The sequence below is a fragment of the Streptomyces sp. NBC_00503 genome, assembly GCF_036346895.1.
GTDB lineage: Bacteria > Actinomycetota > Actinomycetes > Streptomycetales > Streptomycetaceae > Streptomyces.
Window position 1 is genome coordinate 719,035 of the sequence record NZ_CP107855.1, and the last position, 18,720, is coordinate 737,754.

An 18,720-nucleotide genomic window follows, 5' to 3' on the forward strand; every position below is an offset into this window, starting at 1 on the left:
GCGGCCATGTTCCGCCTGCGAATGCATGACAAGCAGCTCGCACTCCGTCGGCAGTAAGGGTGGGTCGTGGAGCCGGCCCGCTGCGACTACTACTGCGCATTTAAAAGGGGAAATGCGCCACAGTGGAATTGCTTGACGAAATTCGATTTAAGGACACCGTTTTTCTGTCCACATGGCGAGAGGGCTAGGTGCGCTGTCCCGGGACGTCGGTGACACGCGTGCCGGGTTCTCGAATGGGGCGAGGCGGTGTCCAGGGGCCCGCGAAGCGTGCTCGATCGCGCGCGGCAGGAGGTGTCCGCTCGGCTTGTCGAGGGAGGTGTACAGGGCTGCGGTGTGGCCCGTCTTGGTGGGTGTCCGAGGTCCGGCGGCCGTCCTGACGGCGAGGGCGCTTTCGGTGCCGGAGGAGGTGGTGCGGCAGGCGATCCTAGTGCTGTGGCCGGAAAGGTTTGCCGGGTCGCGGCGTCCGGTGCGGTGCATCGCAAGGCGGAGGACTGCGGCTCGTACTGGACGTACCGCCGCGGTCCGACAACGCGGCGAGGTGCCGTGCCGGGCGCCGCGACCCGGTGATCCTTTCCGGCCACAGCACTAGCGACCAGGGCCCGCCGGGATTTCGGGGGCCGCACCGCGGGCGAACCTGCCGTTGTTGGGATCGTAGTGGTCGTACTCCCAGGTCCACGAGGCGGTCACGGTCCTGCCCCGCAGACGAGGTCGGCGACGGTGAGGAGTTCGGCGGTGACCAGGTCAGCCCCACGTTCCCGTAGTGCCCCCGCGGTGGCGGGGCTCGTCGCCCGGTCGAGGCCGATGACGAGGCCGAAGTGGCCGCGCCGGCCTGCTTCGACACCCGCGAGGGCGTCTTCCACCACCGCGCAGCGGGCGGGGTCCATCCCGAGCCGTACGGCCGCTTCGAGGAACAGAGCGGGGTCGGGCTTGCCAGCCAGTCCCAGTTCGGCGGCGTCCGTGCCGTCCACCACCGCGTCGAAGCAGCTCAATAGGGAGGCTGATCCGAGAAGCGGCCGGGCATGCCGGGAGGCCGATACGGCAGCGCAGTACACGCCGTGCGCCCGCAGCCGGGCGAGCGCCGGAGCGACGTCGGCGAAGGCCTCGACAGCCCCGGACTCCAGCGTACGTACGAACGCCGCCTCCTTGCACCCGGCGACCGCCCAGACCGTGTCGTCGCCCGGTGCGTCGTCGGGACTGCCGGTCGGCAGGTCGATGCCACGGGAGTTCAGGAAGGAACTCGCCCCGTCCAGCCGGGGCTTGCCGTCGACCCACTGGCGGTACTCACGGTCCGCGTCGAAGGGCGGCTGCCTCCCGTTCCCGGACGCGGCCCAGGCGTCCAGACAGCTGTCGAAGGCGGTCTTCCAGGCTGCGGCGTGCAGCAGGGCCGAGTCGAGGAGTACCCCGTGGGTGTCGAATACGACGGCATGCGGGGCGCTCACCCGGAACCCACACGGCGGCCGCTGATCCGGGTGGGGGCTATGGACATCCAGTGCGTGCGGGGTCCGCCGGCCCAGGGCAGCGAGCGGGCGACCGAGAACAGGTGGCTGACGCGCGCCCCGTCCGTGACGCCGGACAGTTCACCGACGGCCATGATGCTCCAGCCTTCTCGCATCGCGTCGTCGATGTGGTCCACCTCGAAGGCGACCTCGGTCCCGGCTGCCTCGGCGAGCCGCGAGTCGGCCGCCGTACGGAACGCGATCTCGTCTCCTGCGACGACATAGTTGACGGGGAAGACGGCAAGTCCTTCCATGCCGGAGAACCCGACCCGGCCGATGCCGTGGGTGGAGAGCAGGCGGTGGCACTCGGCCTCGCTCAGCACCGTCGACGCGGAATCCCGCATCGCGGTCCCCATGCCGGGGGGACTGTCCGTCGTTCTCCCGGTCAGCTCGGCAACGGTGGTCCCCAGCCCGTCCGCGAGACCCACGAGCATGCCCATGCTGGGCGCTGCCGCCCGCTCCTCCACATAAGCGATGTACGACTCGGCGGCCCCGCAACGCTCCCCGAGTTCTTCGCGCGTGAGCCCCAGCTCTTCGCGGCGGGCGGCCACACGTCGTCCGAGGTCGCCACGGGCAGCGGGAACCTTGATAGAGGACGCATCTGCCGAGGTCTCTCCCATGATCGTCACACCCTTTGCGGTTCGTAGCCGGTACAGCCTGAGGTCGGCGACGCACTGGGCGCCGACCTCAGGCTGTACCCGCTGCGGGTGCACGGCACAGGGCCGGACGGTCCCCTACCGGGGCCTGTCGGGCCCATACGGCCCCCTCCGACCAGCGCGCACACCGCCCGCCTCGCCGAGACCGTGCTCCGTGACAGCGCGCACCTCCAGATGGAAGCCGCGCGGCCGGCCCGCTCGCCGTCAGCCGCGGCGGCGTGACCCGGCAACGACCCGACCGCCCGCACTCCCCCGGGCCGACGGCACAGAAGGGGCCGACCGGCCCCATTTGGGGGCCGGTCCTGCCCTTCCCGCCTCCGGCCCCGTAGGACCACGGTTCACCCATCGGCTCAACCGGCGCATGCTTCGGCCTGCGGTTTGAAGGAGCGCTCATGACCACCACGTACCGGATCGCGGAGCTGGACTCCCACTGGCGTGCCGCGAACTACCTGGCCGTCGGCCAGATCTACCTCATGGACAACCCGCTGCTCGCCGAGCCGCTGCGGCCTGAGCACATCAAGCCGCGGCTGCTCGGCCACTGGGGCACCGCCCCCGGCCTGAACCTCGTCCACACCCACCTGAACCGGGTGATCAAGGAACGTTCGCTGGAGGCCCTGTGCGTCTGGGGGCCCGGCCACGGTGGGGCGGCCGTACTGGCCAACTCCTGGCTGGAGGGCACGTACAGCGAGACCTACCCGGACATCGGCCGTGACGTTGACGGGATGCGCAGGCTGTTCCGCCAGTTCTCCTTCCCCGGCGGAGTGCCGAGCCACGTCGCGCCGGAAACACCGGGCTCCGTCCACGAGGGCGGCGAGCTCGGCTACTCGCTGGCCCACGCGTACGGGGCCGCCTTCGACCACCCCGGCCTGCTCGTCGCCTGCGTCATCGGCGACGGCGAGGCCGAGACGGGGCCGCTGGCCGCATCCTGGCACTCGAACAAGTTCCTGGACCCGGTCCACGACGGCGCCGTCCTGCCGATCCTGCACCTCAACGGATACAAGATCGCCAATCCGACCGTGCTGTCACGGATCCCCGAGGCGGAGCTCGACGCGCTGCTGCGCGGCTACGGGCACGAGCCCCTCTACGTCTCCGGCAGCGACCCCGCCCTCGTCCACCCGGCCATGGCCGGAGCCATGGACCGGGCCCTCGACCGCATCCACGCCATCCAGCGGGAAGCGCGGGCCGCGGGCACGGATCCGGGCGCTGAGCGCGCACGCTGGCCGATGATCGTCCTGCGGACGCCGAAGGGCTGGACGGGCCCCGCGGTCGTCGACGGCGACCCGGTCGAGGGCACCTGGCGCGCCCACCAGGTGCCCCTCGCCGGAGTCCGCGAGAACCCCGAACACCTGAGGCAGCTGGAGAGCTGGATGCGCTCCTACCGGCCGGAGGAGCTCTTCGACGCCGAGGGCCGTCCGAGGACTCAGGTCCTGGCCTGCGTACCGGAGGGTGAGCGCCGCCTGGGCGCGAGCCCGTACGCCAACGGCGGCCGGCTGCTGCGCTCGCTCCCGCTGCCCGGGCTCGACGCGTGGGCCGTCCCCGTGGAGAAGCCCGGGAGCACCCTGCACGAGCCGACCCGCGTCCTGGGCCGCTACCTCGCGCAGGTCATGAGGGACACCGCCGGACGGCGGGACTTCCGGGTCGTGGGGCCGGACGAGACGGCGAGCAACCACCTCGACGACCTGTACGACGTCACCGGCAAGGCCTGGCAGGGCGTGACGGAGCCCACCGACCAGAACCTGGCCCGCGACGGCCGGGTCATGGAGATCCTCTCCGAGCACGTGTGCCAGGGCTGGCTGGAGGGATACCTCCTCACCGGCCGCCACGGACTCTTCTCCACGTACGAGGCCTTCGCCCACATCGTGGACTCCATGGTCGGCCAGCACATCAAATGGCTCAAGAGCGCCCGCGCGCTGAGCTGGCGCGCGCCCGTCGCCTCCCTCAACTACCTGCTCACCTCGCACGTCTGGCGCCAGGACAGCAACGGCTTCTCCCACCAGGACCCCGGCTTCGTCGACCACGTCCTCAACAAGAGCCCCGAGGTCGTACGGGTCTACCTGCCGCCGGACGCCAACACCCTCCTCGCGGTGGCCGATCACGCCCTGCGCAGCCGTGACCAGGTGAACGTGATCGTCGCGGGCAAGCAGCCCTGCTTCGACTGGCTGCCCATCGGGGAGGCCCGCACGCACGTGGCTCGCGGCGCCGGAGTCTGGGACTGGGCGGGAACCGACCACGGCACCCGCGAGCCGGACGTCGTCCTCGCCTGCGCCGGCGACGTACCCACCATGGAGGTCCTGGCCGCCTCGGCCCTGCTCCGCGAGCACCTCCCCGCGCTGGCCGTCCGGGTCGTCAACGTCGTCGACATCGCCCGGCTGCTACCCCACGAGGAACACCCCCACGGCATGACCGACACCGAGTACAACGCCCTCTTCACCACCGACAGGCCCGTGGTCTTCGCCTACCACGGCTACCCGTGGCTCATCCACCGCCTCGCCTACCGCCGCACCGGCCACCCGAACCTGCACGTCCGCGGGTACAAGGAGTCCGGCACGACCACCACCCCCTTCGACATGGTCGTGCGCAACGACCTCGACCGGTACCAACTCGTCATGGACGTCATCGACCGCGTCCCCGGACTCGCCGACCGCGCGGCGGCCCTGCGCCAGAGCATGTGCGATCAGCGCATCCGCCACCACGACTGGATCCGCGCCCACGGAACCGACCTGCCGGAGGTCGCCAACTGGTCCTGGCCCTACTGATCGCCTGTCCGGGCCGATGCGGGTGGGCCGTCCGGGTCGGAGAGGGTACCGAACGGCCCTTCCCGGGCCGGCCGCCACCGGCGGAGGGTGGTAGGCGCACCCGAACGGAGAACCGCCATGAGCACCTCCTCCTTCCACAGGCTCACCTCCTCCCCCGATGTCTTCTCCCGCGCCCTGTCCCCGGAGCACCGCACCAGCCTGTTGGCCCTGGCCCACGAGGCGGACTTCCCCGTCGGCACGCGACTGTTCAACCAGGGCGGGCACGCCGGCCGGTTCTGGGTCCTCCGGTCGGGCAACGTGGGCATGGACGTGCACGTACCCGGCAGGCAGGCGGCGGTGGTCGAAACGATCGGCCCCGGCGAGCTCGTCGGCTGGTCCTGGCTGTTCCGTCCCTACACATGGCACTTCGGCGCCGAGGCCATGACGCCGGTGCGCACCGACGAGTTCGATGCCGCCGCCGTGCGGGCGCTGATGGACGCCGATCCCGCGCTCACCTCCGCCATGTGGCAATGGGTGGGGCAGGTGCTCGCCCACCGGCTGATCTCCGCCGAGATCCGGCTGCTCGACCTGTACGCGCCCCACGGCAGCGGAAGCCGCATCTGAGACAATCGACCCGAGACGTGTCCCGACCCGAGGGTGTGGCGTGGATGTCCGATGCAGCAGCTGCCGCCCCGGCGCCCATCCGGGTGTTCCTCCTCGACGACCACGAGGTCGTCCGTCGCGGACTGCACGACCTGCTGGACTCCGAGCCCGACATCGAGGTCGTGGGCGAGGCGGGCACAGCCGCCCAGGCGCTGGCCCGGGGGCCCGCCCTGCGGCCCGACGTCGCGGTACTCGACGTACGGCTGCCGGACAGCGACGGGATCACCGTCTGCCGTGAGCTGCGCTCGCGCATGCCGGATCTCGCCTGTCTCATGCTGACGTCCTTCGACGACGAGGACGCCCTGCTCGACGCCATCATGGCGGGCGCCGCCGGATACGTACTGAAGCAGATCAAGGGCTCCGACCTGGTCGCCGCCATCCGGACCGTGGCGACGGGTCAGTCGATGCTCGACCCCGCGACTACGGCCCGTCTGATGAGCTCACTCCGGGCCCCGACCGCCGGGAAGCCGCCCGGGGACGAGCGACTGACGGTGCTCTCCGAGCGCGAGCGAGCGGTTCTCGAGCTGATCGGCGAGGGCCTCACCAACCGCCAGATCGGCAAACGCCTCTTCCTCTCCGAGAAGACGGTCAAGAACCACATCTCACGACTGCTCGCCAAGCTGGGCGTCGAACGCCGCGTGCAGGCCGCTGTCATCGCCGCCGAGGTGCGCGAGCACGACGAGACCGGCCGCTAGTGCCGCGTCAGGCAACGTTCGCCCCGTCGCGGCACTAGGCCGTCTCCTTCGGATCTTGCCGGGTAGGTCCGATCGGGATCCGCCAGTCCAGACGGGTTCCGGCACCGTCCGGGCGCGGTGAGACGGACAGCCCGCCTCCGCGGGCCTCGGCGCGCTCCGCGAGGTTGCGCAGACCGCTGCGACGGCCACCGTCCGCGACACCCACACCGTCGTCACTCACCGTTACGTTCAGCACGCCGTCCGCCAGGACGATCGCGACCTCCACCCGCGCCGCCCGCGCGTGCCGGGCCACATTGGTCAGGGCCTCTCCGAGCACGGCCACCACGTCGTCGGCGACCGGGGCCGGCACATCGGTGTCGATCAGCCCCTCCATGCGCAGGGCGGGCGCAAAACCGAGCAGCGCCGCCGCCTCACCCACGGACCGAACCGCGCGGACCCGAAGTCTCGGGGTACCGCCTGCCGCCTCGTGGTCGCGGAGTCCGAAGATCGTCGACCGGATGATCTTGATCGTCTCATCCAGGTCGTCGATCGACCGGCTCAGCCGCTCGGACGCCTCGGGGTGCTCCACGAACCGCTGCGCGCTCTGCAAGGTCATTCCCGTGGCGAAGAGCCGCTGGATCGCGAGATCGTGCAGGTCGCGGGCGATCCGGTCACGGTCCGCCAGGAGGCTCACCTTCTCGGTGTCCCGGCGCCGGTCGGCCAGCTCCAGCGCCAGGGCGGCCTGCCCCGCGAAGCCCGGCAGGGGCGCCACCTCGGTCCCCGCGAACGCCGGCCGCCCCGTACACCGTGCCAGCATCAGCACGCCCCGCAGCTTCGCCCTCGTGCCCACCGTGACCGCCACGGCCGGCCCGAAGCCCGTCCACGTGTCCGGCTGCGCCAGGGCCCGGGCGTCGGTGGCCACATCGGCCAAGGTGACCAGTCCGTCCCGCGCCAGGACGACGGCGGCCAGGATGCCCTCGCTGCCGGGCAGCACGATCCCGCGGTGCGCTTCGGCGCCCTCCCCCAGGGCCAGCGAGCCGCGCAGCTCGCCGCCGGGCCCCACCTGGTAGAAGACGCACATGTCGGCCGAGATGATGTCCCGGGCCCGCTCCAGCATGCCCTCCAGCACCTCGATCTCGGAGGAGCCGGACAGCAGCGCGCTCGTGAAATCGGAGCTGGCCGCCAGCCAGCGTTCCCGGAGCCGGACCTCCTCGTACAGACGGGCGTTGTCCACGGCGACGCCGGCGGCAACCGCGAGGGTCGACAAGACCCCCTCGTCCTCCGCGTCGAAGCCCTTCCCGCCCCGCTTCTCCGTCAGGTAGAGGTTGCCGAACACCTCGTCCCGGACCCGGATCGGTACACCGAGGAAGGAGCGCATCGGCGGGTGGTGCTCCGGAAACCCGGCGGAGGCCGGGTGCTCCGAGAGATCTCCCAGGCGCAGCGGCCGCGGGTGCCTGATCAGCTCGCCCAGCAGTCCGTGTCCGGTGGGCAGGGCCCCGATCCGCGCCCGGAGCTGGTCGCTGATGCCCACCGGGAGGAACTCGGCGAGTTTCTCGTCGTCCCCCACCACGCCCAGCGCACCGTACTCCGCGTCCACGAGGACCACTGCGGCCTCCACGATGCCGCGCAGCACCTGGGCCAGGTCCAGCCCCTGCCCCAGCGACATGACCGCCTCGAGCAGGCCCGTCAGCCGGTCACGGGTATCCCGCGCGTCGGTGATCTGTTCCCGGAGCGCGTCCGGCCCCGGCTGCGGAATCCGGCTCGCCGAAGCATCCCGATCGTCCCCGACCATGGACACCTCCGGCGGCGGCGAGGGGCTCTGCGCACCCGCCCGGTCTTCAGCGTAGCCCTCCGCCGGCCGGCCGGTCCCGGTCGGTCGGAACCGTGGGTGACGGTCATGCGAGGTTTCCGCGTCGTCGTGCTCGTCGCGAACCGCGAACCGCGGCCAGTACCACGCCGCTCTCGGCGCGAGGATTGGGCCGCAGGTGGCGGTCAAGGAACCGAAGGTCCCTTGACCGCCACGCACCGCCTCATCGAACGCACGCCGCCGCGGGCCGGTCAGTCCTGGCACAGGGCCCGTTCGGCCCTCGCACCACAGGCGGACGCGGCGGATGGTGGCTGGTGAGGGCGCTCCGCAAGACGCGCTCGCTGGCCGAAGCCGACAGGAGGGCCACAGATGAAGCACGCCAAGGTCGGCTTCCTGATGACCGACGAGGTCGTCTCGGTCCTCGGGAGGACTCCGTCCGCGGACGTGGCCGCGCTGCTCGTCGAACACGACATCAGCGGCATGCCCGTCCTGGACGCGGACGAGCGCGTCCTCGGAGTCATCTCGCGGACCGATCTGCTCGCCCGAGACCGCCTCACTGCTGAGGACTTGATGACCGCGCCGGCCGTCACGGTCCACGCCGAACAGACCGTCACCGAGGCCGCCCGCCTCATCACCCGACGCGGCGTGACGCGGCTGCCGGTGATCGACGACGAGGACCGCCTGGTCGGCATCGTGACCCGCCGGGACCTGCTCCGCGTGTTCCTCCGCCCGGACCACGAGATACATCGGGTGCTGGTCGAGGACGTGCTGGCGGACACGATGGGTATCGGAGCCGATGCCGTGAGCGTGCGTGTCGTGGACGGGGTCGTCACCTTGGACGGCCAACTGCCCAGGAGCAGCCAGATTCCCGTCGCGCTCCGGCTCTCGGGACAGTTGGACGGTGTAGTCGCGGTCGTCGACCGGCTCACGGCCCACTCCAACGACACCCGCGCCCGCACCGCTCCGCCGGATCATCCCCGCTGACGCGGGATGTGGACCGTTCGGCCCCTGCCCGCCCGACCCGCACCGCGCGACCATGGAAGCGAAGCAGGCCCGCCGCCCCGGTCACACCGGTGCCGAGCCCCGCAGACGGACCCGGGTCATCCCCTTGCTCCGCCACCGCACTTCGTGAGGAGCATCTTCATGGAAGTCCTGATCTTCGCGCTGATCGCCATGGCCATCGTTGCCCTGATAGGGCTGCCGATGGCCCTGAAGATCGTCAAGCAGTACGAGCAGGGTGTGCTGTTCCGCTTCGGCCGGCTCACCGGGACCCGCGCGCCGGGCCTGCGGGTCATCGTGCCGTTCGCGGACGTCCTGCACCGGGTGTCCTTGCGGATCGTCACCATGCCCATCCAGTCCCAGGGCATCATCACCCGGGACAACGTCAGCGTCGACGTCTCCGCGGTCGCTTACTTCCGCGTCGTCGACGCCGTGAAATCGGTCATCGCCATCGAGAACGTGGGCGCGGCCATCAACCAGATCGCCCAGACCACCCTGCGCAAGGTCGTCGGCCAGCACACCCTCGACGAAACCCTCTCGGAGACCGACCGCATCAATCTCGGCATCCGCGAAATCCTCGACGTCACCACCGCCGAATGGGGCGTCGAAGTCACCCTGGTCGAACTGAAGGACATCCAGCTGCCCGACAGCATGAAGCGCGCGATGGCCCGCCAGGCCGAGGCCGAACGGGAGAAGAGGGCCAAGATCATCAACGCGGAGGGCGAATCGCTGGCCGCAGCCGCGCTCGGCGACGCCTCCGACACCATGATGGCCCACCCCCTCGCCCTGCAACTGCGCAACCTGCAGAGCCTCGTGGAGATCGGCGTCGACAAGAACACCACCGTCGTCTTCCCCGCACCGCTCATGAGCACCATCGGCGAACTCGGCGCCTTCCTCGCCCGCGAAACCGCGGCCGCGACGCGCCAGACAACGAGTGCGGCGGAGATCACCACGCCGCTCCCGAGCCCGTCCCCGCCGAACGGAGCGCGAGCGGTCAAGACCGTGTGACCGAAGGTTGGCGCCGCCGTGCGGAGGACGTCCTCCGTACGGCGGCGCCAACTGTTGTGGGGGCGTTCAGTGGGTCGCCGCGAGTTCGGCGCAGTGCCGGGCCCTGTGTTTCCAGGGGGCGGACGTACGGCGCACCACCCAGGAGCACGCCGTCGTACTTTCCTGCTCTCTCAGTACGGCAGGACGCGCCCCGACGGCGTGCGCAGGTCGAGGGGCAGGGGGCGGTGCGGCCGTGGCCGGGGTGCCGAGATCTGGATCCGAGGCATGGTGGATCACCTCTTCGGGAGCGGAACCCGGGACGGGTCCGCACTCCAGAATCACCTGCTGGGACGTTCATTCGGCAGGGCCGACGGGGACAGACGTGGGGGGCCGACCGGCCCCCCACGTCAGCCTGATCAGAACCCCTTCGATCTCCGCACCGGAGTAGAATGGGGATACCGGGAGTATTTCGCGCATCGGATGCAACTCAGGTGTCATTTCCGGCGATCAATACGCCGGACCGTCGAACTGCGGGCGGCCCGGGGACAGGTCTCCACCATGACCGTCATCCTGGAACGCACCACACCTGCCACGCCAGCCGCACCAGCCGCTGCCGCGCCTCCTCGCCCCGCTCGCCTCGTGCTCACGCCGAAGACCACCCTCTCCGGGCAGCTGGACGGTGCCTGGTGGCCCCGCTCCCGTGACCTCGCAGCCGAACTCCCCGTTCTCGTCGCCGCCTTGGCCGAGCCGTGGGGGCGCATCACCCGCGTCACCGTGAACCCGACTCGCTGGCCCGTCATCCCGCACAAGGTCCCCGCCGAAGGACACACCCTGCACGTGGGCTGGTTCACCGAACAGGACCCCGACAAGCTGATCCTGCTCTCCTACACCGTCGGCCGCTGGGACCTCCTCGTCGTCCCGCCCCAGACCGAGCCCGCCGCCGCGGCCCGGCTGATGGCCGCCGCCGCCGTCCCCGGCAGCGTCCTGACCGCCCGCGCACTGATCGCCGCCGAAGCCGTCATCGGTCGAAGGCCCGACCTTCGGAACCGGGAAGACGCCTGGGAGAGCGAAGGCGGGGCGCGCATGTCCGACATCGGTTCCCTCGCCAGGCTGCCGGTCGGCCCGCTGTCCGCCGGCGCTTGGTGGTGAGCCTCGTCCGCAGGATGTCGCCGTAGCGACGGGAGAGGGTGGTGACGGCGGGAGCAGCGGCAACGTCGGCGCTCCGCTCAGGTCCTCCCCGCTACCCGTGGTTTTCAGGACTAGCCTTCGCATCATGCTGCGTATTGCCGACACCCGGACCGGCCGCTTCGTTGCGATTCCTTCCGGACACCGCCACCTGCTGCGTATCTGTGTCCACCTGCCGGCCATCGGCGCCCGGGTCGGCGCGGTGGACCTGCGCGCGCCCCTGGTCGGTGACGTGCTGGCGCGTACCGCGGAGCTGCGTGGTCTGCAGGCCCTCACGGTCCTCATCACACCGGACCTGCCGCATGAGCAAAGCCAGGCACTCGATCGTGCCATGGCCGATCTCGGCATCCACCCGCCCGCCACCGTCGGTGCACACCAACTCACCGAGACACTGTGCGCCGCTGCCGACGTGCACCTTCTCGCCTACGGCGCTGCCGCTCCGGACGGGGTCGGCGGGATCATGGTCGACGTGGGCCAGGTCAGCCCGGCGCCTCCGGACGGGGACGTCCCGGACGGAGCCCCTCTCCTCGCCTCGGGTCTTCTGGACGATGTCGCCCCGGCGGGGACCGATCCGCTGGCTGTGAGGATGCTGTTGCTCGGGCACGCCCACCGCACGCCGGTCACGGTCACCGGCGCAGCGCTTGCCGAGGCCCGGAAGACCCTGCGGCACTGGCGGCAACAGGTGGCCGACTGGGCGCAGGAGCCCTCCAGGCCGATCCCCGCCGACGTGCTGCGACAGGCACAGGCCGCCCTCGCCGACGATCTCGGCGTCCCTGTCGTCCTGGACATGCTGCGCAGTGTGTCCGGGCACGCCGATGTCCCGGCCGGCGCCAAATTCGAGACGTTCGCCTTTCTCGACCGGATCCTCGGGCTGGATCTCGCGCGCGAGGTGGGGCACCAGCACCCGGCGACGCCATGACGTCAGGCAGCTCCCGGCGCCTGGTCGTCCTGCGGCACACCAAGCCCGCCCTCCGGGGCACCCCACCATGGCCATCGCATCCCTCCTGATTCCGCCCATGGGGCCACCCGTGTCTCCGAAGCCATAGGCCTCGGCGCACGTTACCGGGCTACGAGGCGTCGACGAGGCCTGCGTTCCCCTCCCGGAGGTACGCGTCGATTGCGGTAAGCGTCGCCTCAGGCTGCTCCAGCTGCGGCAGGTGGCCTGCCTCGGGAATGACGTGAAGTCTGCCGCTGCCGAGGGCGTCGGCGTACTCGGCACCGTAGGCGGGAGTGACGATCCGGTCGCTCTCGCCCCACAGGACAAGAGCGGGAACATCGACACGCCGTAGCCGGCGGAGCAGCTTGGGGTCGTGCATGGAGGGGTCGCCGGCAAGGACCTGCAGGGCGGCCATGTTGTCCCGCTGAAGGGCGGCTTGACCGGCGGGAAGCTTCTCGGGGTCACGATAGAAGCGCGCCGAGTCATGCCAGGCGTACTCGGCGATACCCAGGGCGTCGAGGGCGAAGAAGTCCCTGATGGGTTCTGCCTCGACGTGGACTCCGACGGGGTCGATCAGCACGAGTCCGCTGATGATCGCACCCGCGTCCCGTACAGCCATCTCCGCAGCGGTCCAGCCGCCGATCGAAGAGCCGACGACAAGGACGTCGCGCAGCCGCCGGTCTCGCAGGTGGTCCAAGTAGGCGAGCGCGAGATCGTCGATGCCGGTCAGCCATTCCGGTCGGTGGGTGCCGTCCCATCCGGGGTGTACAGGCGTGATGGTGTGCATGGTCTGTGCGAGGTGGGCCGACAGTCCGGCGACCGTGGCCGGCCCCCCTCCGCCGTGCAGGATCAGGCAGGGCCTGCCTGTTCCGGCTTCGGTCAGGGTGAGGGACAGGTCCGGGTACAGGGCGACGCTCTTGTCTGCTGTCATGCCCTGAACCGTAACTAAGCTTGTTGATATAAACAAGCTTAGTCATGCCTTAGGCTGGGGTCATGTCCGATGAACTGCAGGTCCTTGGAAGAGCGGTGAAGCAAGCCCAGTACAAGCAGCACCGGGCCCTGGACGGTCGCCTCGCCGCCGCCGGTACGACGCTGGCGCAGTGGGACGCTCTCCGCGCGATCAGCAGAACACCCGGGGCATCGGCCCGCATCCTGGCCGGAGCGACTTTCCAGAGCGAGCAAGCCTTCGGCACGCTCGCCGGTCGACTGACGGCGCTGGGTCTGATCGACCGCAGGCCAGGCACCGGCCGACGCATCGAGCACTACCTCACCCCCTCCGGCGAGGAGGTCCTGAGCACGGGGCACCAGATCGCCGACGAGGTCCTCGCCTCGTGCTATTCGCACCTGTCCCCCTCGGACCGCACCACACTGCTCGCCCTGCTGCAACGCATCGACGGCGGCGCCGGCACATAGCCCTCCTCCGCCGGGTCCGCAGCGGCCCCGCCGGCCGCCCGACAGTGCCGCACGAGAGGCCCTTCGGCGCGGACGGCTCACCCGTCCAGCAACAACCTCCACGTTGACCCCCGGAACCCTGGCCGGCTGATGCAATGCCTTTCACGGCAGTTGGGCGGCGACAAGCGGGCGAGGGAGGCACCTGTCAGAACAGGACGGACTGGAGGCGCAGCTGCGTGGCTGGACACACCTGGCTGGCGCCGATTGTGATGACCGGCCACATATGTTCAGCGCTGCATAGCCACGATCACGCAGGCATGGGGCGGCAGCCCCCGCGGATCAGCGCGCGGTCGTGGGGGCCGGGCACCCCGGCAGGGCCGGCCGGTCCTTCGTACGTACGGCGGGGAGCCAGGCCGTGGGGGGTGTGGAGCCGGGAGGGAGGCGGACGCGGAACCAGCGGGTGGACTGCTGGTCCTCCTCGTTGATGATGGGCTGCCCGTCGGACACCTGGCAGTCGGCGGCGAGGACGTCGCCGTGCCACACCCGGGTCGCCACGACGTTGTCCGCCGCGTAGGGCCGCCCGGGGTCGATCGCCAGGCCCAGACTGCACTGCCGGTCCCGGTCGGCCCGCTCCCGACACCCCTTCTCGGCGTTGAACACCCGGATCGCGCCGGCCTTCGCCTCCGCGCCACCGGGCGGTGCGGACGGGTTCGCCCGCACCGCGTCCGACCACAGGGTCGCGCCCGCGATCCCGCACAGCGCGGTGGCCAGGACGGCGGCGCGGGCCCGGCCCCGCAGCCGTCCCGCCCCCGTCCCGCGGGCTCCCTGTTCGGCGGCGATACGGGCGAGCAGGCTCTCGGCGGTGTGCGGGGCACGCGCCGCGTGAGTGGGGGCGAGGCAGTCGGCGGCCAGCGCCCGCCAGAACGGCGGCACCGCGTGGTCCATGCGCAGCGCCACCCGCCCTTCGCCGTACCCCTGCACGGCGGCGCCCCGGGCCATGGGTGTGGCGCCGGAGAACGGGGAGGCGCCGGACGCGAACACCTCGTGGATGATGATGCCCAGGGCCCAGATGTCGGCGCTCGGCCGGACCTGTACGCCGAGTTCCCCGAGCGGCGCCCGCCAGCGCTCGGGCGGGAGGTAGTCCAGGGTGCCCATGGGCGGCGCGTACCCGTGCGTGCCCGTCATCTCGGTGGCGAGGCCGAAGTCCGAGAGCTTCACGGAACGGTCGGTGCCCAACAGGACGTTCTCCGGCTTGAGATCGGCGTGGACCCAGCCCGAGCGGTGGAGGTGGGCCAGTCCCTCGCAGATCCCCGCGATCAGCCGGGGGCGATCGGCCTCGACCACCCCCGCGTCGAGGAGTTCGCGCAGGCTGCCCGCCGCCCGCTCCATGACCAGCACGATCGCGCCGTCCAGCGAGGGGCGGTCGGGTGCGGCGAGGACGAAGGAATCCAGGAGACCAATCAGCCGGGGGTGGCCCGCCCTGCGCCCGAGTTCGACCTCGCGGCGCGCGGATTCCACGATCCTGCGCGTCTGGCGCGGGGCGTACCCGGCGGTCGGCATGATTTTCAGCGCGACGTCGGCTGGTCCCGCCGGCATGCCCGCAGGGGCCACCCCGCCGGTCCGCCTGGTCCGCCCGGAGTACCCGTCGGCCGGCCGTGCCGCGTAGACCGTGGACCAGCCCCCGGACCCGACCAAGTCGGTGACCGTCCAGTCCCGCACCCGGTAGCCGGGCGGCAGGAGGTCCCTGCGCTCGCACTCCGTGGTGTCGCGCAGGCCGTTCGGCGGCGTCATCGCGTGCTCTGCCGCTCCCGCCCGCCGGCCCCCGTCATGGGCGGCAGCAGCGTGAGGTGCTCCTCCCGTACGAGCCCGAACCGCAGCGCGAGCCCGACGATCTCCTCCCGCTTGCCGTTGCGGCGCTCGCTCCTGCCGGGTTCGCGCAGGTCCGGGGCGCCGATGCGCAGCTTCTCCTCGGCGAGGTAGTCGATGTGCGAGCTGATCGCACGCGCGGTCAGCGTGCCGCAGGCGGGGTGTCCCCTGAGCCGCTCGACGATCTGGGGAGTCGTGGGGACCGCCACGCGGGACTGGTCGCGCAGGCGCGGTTCGCAGAGCGCGACCAGCACGAGGAAGTAGGCGGCCGTCTCGTCCAGGGAGTACGCCGTGACCGTGAGGCGGCCCCAGGGGGCGCCCATGGCGTCCGGGTCCAGATAGACGTGGTCGGGCGCGAACACCTGGAAGGACACGGTGACGTCGCTGCGGGTGGGCAGCACCACGCGTGAGAACTCGAACGGGACGGGCGCACCGACCCGGCGCGGCGGGACCCTCAGGTACTCCCCCGCTCCTTCCGGGTTCTCCACCAGGTAACTGTGGGTGGCGCTGTGGTTGGTCAGCTGCCAGTGGTCGTCGGCGACGCGGATCTCCCCGGCGAGCCGGGAGATCGCCGGGTCGGCGAGGCGCAGTTCGACGGGGACCGTCGCGGAGCCCCGTCCGAAGCGGGCGGCCTCGCCCGGTCCGAGCCGCAGCGTCACGGGGTCACCGTACGGTTCGCCGCCGTCGGCGCCACTGCACCCCTGCGGCAGATGGACGACTACACCGCTCACGGTTCCCCCTGTTCCACGCGTCGCTGCTCGGACGAGTGGAACAATACTCATCTCTCAAGGGAGTTCATCGGCGTACTTCGGCCACTTCGGCAGGGCGGCGCCTGCCCGGCTTCCGCCGGGTCGGGACGCCCACCCCGGCGGCCATGGAAGCCTCCCGGGTCTCCCTTCCCATCCGACTCACCAGCCCTCCCCCAAGGGCCGCCCGTTGTGTGCCGGGTCACGTCGACTCCGTGTCAACAGTGGCACTTTGGGGCTGTTTTCGACTCTCTGCCGAGCGGATCGGAGCAGCAGACGGTGCGACCGGTACAGGTGCATCGGAGTGGTATCCGTCCCTCCGGCCGTGGCCGCCGATGGCCTGCCCCGGCCCCGGCAGGGTGGGAAAGGTCACCGCGCCCGGGGGGTTACGGCGCCGCCCGCCCGCCCGTTTTCCCCTTTCACTTGGCGAAATCCACACTCCACACACCGTCCTCCACGCCCGCCCTGCGCGCTCAGAGAGCGGGGCTGCCCGATACGACGGGTGCGACCGCCCGGTCGCCGAAGGCCGTCCACGGCCGCCATCCGCCGCTCGGCCGGTCCTGGACGCGGGTGCGCATCCGGCCTTCGGCGGTGACGGCGAAGACGTGCGTCCGCCCGGTGGAATCGAGCGCGGCGGTCGGCGTGGCGGCGAGCCTGATGCCGGGCTCGCCGAACTCCCCGCCGGAATCCCAGCTTCCACCCGGGGTGGTCTGCCAGCGGTGGCTGAGCCGGGCGCCACCCGGGGTCAGGGAGAAGGCCTCCAGGCGGCCGTCGGCGTTGACGGCGAACGCCGGGGCGGCGGCGCTCCAGCCGAACAGGGGCAGCCAGTCTTCCCAGCCGCCGCTCGCCGCGGACTGACGCCGGCCGAAGGCTCCCACGCCCGACGGTCCGATCGCGGCGACGGTGAGCCGGCCGCTGCCGTCCCGGGCCACCCGCGGTGCGGCGCCCGCCGCGGTGCCGAAGCGGTGCCATGCGGCGGTCCAGGCACCGCCCGGGGTCTCCTGCCACCGGTGGAAGATCCCGGAGCCGCCGGGCGAGAGGGCGAACACCTCCAGGCGGCCGTCCGCGTTCGCCGCGACCACCGGGGGCGCGCCCGCGGCCCCGCCGAAGCCGGGCTCCCACGGGTCCCAGGCCGGGGATCCGGGTGACCGCTGCCGTCGCCGGGCGACGGAGGCGCCGCCGGGGCTCAGGGCGAACACCTCCAGGCGGCCGTCGGCGTTACGGGCGACGGCAGGGGCGGCGCCGGCCGGGCCGCCGAACTCCTCCCAGTCGTACCAGCCTCCGTCCGGCTGCTGCACCCGGTGGTGCAGGTTGGCTCCCCCCGGGGCGAGCGAGAACACCTCGAGCCTGCCGCCGGCGCCCTGGCCGAGGGTGGGAACGGCCCCGGCCGGCCCTCCGAAGGGCTCCCACTCCGACCAGGCGTCGGTGTCCGGGGCGAGCTGGACGCGCCGCAGCATCGAGCGGTCGGAGGCGTCGAGCGCGAACACCGTGAGGCGCCCGCCGACGTCGAGGCCGGCCACCGGATTGTCCGCGCTCTGCCACGGCGGCGGCGTGTCCCGCCACTCCAGGGGCGCCACGTGCAGCCCGTACCGGAACCAGCCCGCAGCGCTGGCGTACCACGTGTCCCCGTCCGCGAACACCTCGACCGCGTGGCCGGCCACATGGCCCGCGTACCCGGCGAGGTCGAAGCGGTACGGGTCCCGGGACGCCAGCACGTCCGTACCCTCGTAGCCGCCCCTCGGTCCCGTGAACAGGTAGTACCAGCCGTCCCGTTCGACGACGTACGGCGACTCGGTGACCGAGACGGTCGTGTCCGTGGTCGCGTCGGTGAACGCGACGCCCGGCTCGCTCCAGTGCAGCAGATCCGCGGACCGGCGGAAGGCCACGACATGGTGGCCGCCCGCGCTGGAGAGCTCCGTGTAGTACATGACCCATTCGTCGCCGACCCGCAGCACCATGGGGTCGCGCGCCGCGAGCCCGCGGAAGAGCGGGCCGGACGGCTCGCGCGTCCAGGTGAAAAGGTCGGGCGAGGTGGCGAGGCTGATCGCGGCGCCGCCCGCGCCGCCCGCGGCGTAGAACATCCAGAACCTGCCGGCCGCCGCGACGACGTGGGGCGCCCACAGGTGTTCCTCGCCGAAGTACGAGGGGTCGACGGTGAGCGCGTCGGCGTGGGTGGTCCACGGCCCGTTCGGGCTCGGCGCGGAGGCATGGACGAAGGACGTCTCCCCCGTGCTGTCCGGGGATTCGCCGCGCGGAGCGCTGTCCCCGACGATGCTGAACAGGTGCCAGCGGCCCTGGGCCTTGATCAGGGTGTGGTCGTTGAGGTAGCGCGGGCCCGCGGGGGTGGACGGATCGTAGACGTACGCGAAGGGGCCGGCGCCGACCCACCGGGCGGGCGGTTGGGCGTCGGCGGCGTGGGCGGCGCCGGCCGAGGCTGCGGCCGCGGCCGCGGTCCGGCCGGTGTCCAGGAACGGGAGCGCGCCCGCCCCGGCGGCGCCCCGCAGGAGGGTGCGTCTACTGATCGCGGGCATGAGTCTCTCCAGGGAGGCCGCGTGGTCGGCCGTGCCCGGGCTGGGC

15 protein-coding genes are annotated in these 18,720 nt (G+C 71.7%); 8 read left to right on the forward strand and 7 right to left on the reverse strand.

Annotated elements, in window-relative coordinates; translation table 11 throughout:
* Positions 1-683: 683 nt before the first annotated feature.
* Together OG490_RS03325 and OG490_RS03330 are read right to left on the reverse strand one after the other, a co-directional pair.
* Positions 684-1,439 (reverse strand): HAD-IA family hydrolase, encoded by a 756-nt coding sequence (locus OG490_RS03325; protein WP_330294771.1) that lies wholly within the window; start codon positions 1,437-1,439, stop codon positions 684-686.
* Positions 1,436-2,116: a helix-turn-helix domain-containing protein gene (locus OG490_RS03330; RefSeq protein ID WP_330294772.1), complete on the reverse strand. Its 681-nt coding sequence runs from the start codon at positions 2,114-2,116 to the stop codon at positions 1,436-1,438. Before OG490_RS03330 ends, OG490_RS03325 begins: the two co-directional genes overlap by 4 nt.
* Positions 2,117-2,544: 428 nt before the next feature.
* Here OG490_RS03330 and OG490_RS03335 point away from each other — a divergent pair, with 428 nt between their 5' ends.
* The 3 genes from OG490_RS03335 to OG490_RS03345 all read left to right on the forward strand — a co-directional run bounded on the left by OG490_RS03335 (position 2,545) and on the right by OG490_RS03345 (position 6,245).
* The gene (locus OG490_RS03335; protein ID WP_330294773.1) at positions 2,545-4,908 is read left to right on the forward strand and encodes a phosphoketolase family protein; all 2,364 of its coding nucleotides are present in this window, start codon (positions 2,545-2,547) and stop codon (positions 4,906-4,908) included.
* A 117-nt stretch (positions 4,909-5,025) separates the two neighbouring features.
* On the forward strand, positions 5,026-5,511 hold the full coding sequence (locus OG490_RS03340; protein WP_330294774.1) for a Crp/Fnr family transcriptional regulator: 486 nt from the start codon (positions 5,026-5,028) through the stop codon (positions 5,509-5,511).
* A gap of 44 nt (positions 5,512-5,555) precedes the next feature.
* Positions 5,556-6,245 carry a response regulator transcription factor gene (locus tag OG490_RS03345; RefSeq protein WP_330294775.1) on the forward strand — a complete coding sequence of 230 codons (690 nt, stop codon included), beginning with the start codon at positions 5,556-5,558 and terminating at the stop codon, positions 6,243-6,245.
* Between the two features lie 34 nt (positions 6,246-6,279).
* Here the strand turns inward: OG490_RS03345 and OG490_RS03350 are convergent, their stop codons facing one another.
* Positions 6,280-8,016, reverse strand: a complete 1,737-nt coding sequence (locus OG490_RS03350; RefSeq protein ID WP_330294776.1) for a sensor histidine kinase — start codon at positions 8,014-8,016, stop codon at positions 6,280-6,282.
* A gap of 384 nt (positions 8,017-8,400) precedes the next feature.
* Here OG490_RS03350 and OG490_RS03355 point away from each other — a divergent pair, with 384 nt between their 5' ends.
* The 4 genes from OG490_RS03355 to OG490_RS03370 all read left to right on the forward strand — a co-directional run bounded on the left by OG490_RS03355 (position 8,401) and on the right by OG490_RS03370 (position 12,121).
* On the forward strand, positions 8,401-9,015 hold the full coding sequence (locus OG490_RS03355) for a CBS domain-containing protein (protein ID WP_330294777.1): 615 nt from the start codon (positions 8,401-8,403) through the stop codon (positions 9,013-9,015).
* A gap of 159 nt (positions 9,016-9,174) precedes the next feature.
* A complete protein-coding gene (locus OG490_RS03360; protein ID WP_330294778.1) occupies positions 9,175-10,038 on the forward strand; it encodes a slipin family protein in 864 nt (287 codons plus the stop codon).
* A 537-nt stretch (positions 10,039-10,575) separates the two neighbouring features.
* Positions 10,576-11,166, forward strand: a complete 591-nt coding sequence (locus OG490_RS03365) for a DUF5994 family protein (RefSeq protein ID WP_330294779.1) — start codon at positions 10,576-10,578, stop codon at positions 11,164-11,166.
* Between the two features lie 124 nt (positions 11,167-11,290).
* On the forward strand, positions 11,291-12,121 hold the full coding sequence (locus OG490_RS03370) for a hypothetical protein (RefSeq protein ID WP_330294780.1): 831 nt from the start codon (positions 11,291-11,293) through the stop codon (positions 12,119-12,121).
* A 148-nt stretch (positions 12,122-12,269) separates the two neighbouring features.
* Here the strand turns inward: OG490_RS03370 and OG490_RS03375 are convergent, their stop codons facing one another.
* A complete protein-coding gene (locus OG490_RS03375; RefSeq protein ID WP_330294781.1) occupies positions 12,270-13,070 on the reverse strand; it encodes an alpha/beta fold hydrolase in 801 nt (266 codons plus the stop codon).
* A 62-nt stretch (positions 13,071-13,132) separates the two neighbouring features.
* Here OG490_RS03375 and OG490_RS03380 point away from each other — a divergent pair, with 62 nt between their 5' ends.
* The gene (locus tag OG490_RS03380) at positions 13,133-13,552 is read left to right on the forward strand and encodes a MarR family winged helix-turn-helix transcriptional regulator (protein WP_330294782.1); all 420 of its coding nucleotides are present in this window, start codon (positions 13,133-13,135) and stop codon (positions 13,550-13,552) included.
* A gap of 318 nt (positions 13,553-13,870) precedes the next feature.
* Here OG490_RS03380 and OG490_RS03385 read toward each other — a convergent pair whose 3' ends face one another.
* The 3 genes from OG490_RS03385 to OG490_RS03395 form a co-directional block, all read right to left on the reverse strand.
* On the reverse strand, positions 13,871-15,322 hold the full coding sequence (locus OG490_RS03385) for a serine/threonine-protein kinase (protein ID WP_330294783.1): 1,452 nt from the start codon (positions 15,320-15,322) through the stop codon (positions 13,871-13,873).
* The gene (locus OG490_RS03390; protein ID WP_330294784.1) at positions 15,319-16,128 is read right to left on the reverse strand and encodes a serine/threonine protein kinase; all 810 of its coding nucleotides are present in this window, start codon (positions 16,126-16,128) and stop codon (positions 15,319-15,321) included. The genes OG490_RS03385 and OG490_RS03390 overlap by 4 nt, the downstream gene beginning before the upstream one ends.
* Before the next feature lie 488 nt (positions 16,129-16,616).
* Positions 16,617-18,674, reverse strand: coding sequence for a family 43 glycosylhydrolase (locus tag OG490_RS03395; protein WP_330294785.1), 2,058 nt, complete (start codon positions 18,672-18,674; stop codon positions 16,617-16,619).
* Positions 18,675-18,720: the final 46 nt, after the last annotated feature.

Excerpts from the sequence above, each read along its gene's own strand:
- OG490_RS03330 (WP_330294772.1), bottom strand. The coding sequence starts at position 2,116 with ATGGGAGAGACCTCGGCAGATGCGTCCTCTATCAAGGTTCCCGCTGCC.
- OG490_RS03335 (WP_330294773.1), top strand. The coding sequence starts at position 2,545 with ATGACCACCACGTACCGGATCGCGGAGCTGGACTCCCACTGGCGTGCC.
- OG490_RS03340 (WP_330294774.1), top strand. The coding sequence starts at position 5,026 with ATGAGCACCTCCTCCTTCCACAGGCTCACCTCCTCCCCCGATGTCTTC.
- OG490_RS03345 (WP_330294775.1), top strand. The coding sequence starts at position 5,556 with ATGTCCGATGCAGCAGCTGCCGCCCCGGCGCCCATCCGGGTGTTCCTC.
- OG490_RS03350 (WP_330294776.1), bottom strand. The coding sequence starts at position 8,016 with ATGGTCGGGGACGATCGGGATGCTTCGGCGAGCCGGATTCCGCAGCCG.
- OG490_RS03355 (WP_330294777.1), top strand. The coding sequence starts at position 8,401 with ATGAAGCACGCCAAGGTCGGCTTCCTGATGACCGACGAGGTCGTCTCG.
- OG490_RS03360 (WP_330294778.1), top strand. The coding sequence starts at position 9,175 with ATGGAAGTCCTGATCTTCGCGCTGATCGCCATGGCCATCGTTGCCCTG.
- OG490_RS03365 (WP_330294779.1), top strand. The coding sequence starts at position 10,576 with ATGACCGTCATCCTGGAACGCACCACACCTGCCACGCCAGCCGCACCA.
- OG490_RS03370 (WP_330294780.1), top strand. The coding sequence starts at position 11,291 with ATGCTGCGTATTGCCGACACCCGGACCGGCCGCTTCGTTGCGATTCCT.
- OG490_RS03375 (WP_330294781.1), bottom strand. The coding sequence starts at position 13,070 with ATGACAGCAGACAAGAGCGTCGCCCTGTACCCGGACCTGTCCCTCACC.
- OG490_RS03380 (WP_330294782.1), top strand. The coding sequence starts at position 13,133 with ATGTCCGATGAACTGCAGGTCCTTGGAAGAGCGGTGAAGCAAGCCCAG.
- OG490_RS03385 (WP_330294783.1), bottom strand. The coding sequence starts at position 15,322 with ATGACGCCGCCGAACGGCCTGCGCGACACCACGGAGTGCGAGCGCAGG.
- OG490_RS03395 (WP_330294785.1), bottom strand. The coding sequence starts at position 18,674 with ATGCCCGCGATCAGTAGACGCACCCTCCTGCGGGGCGCCGCCGGGGCG.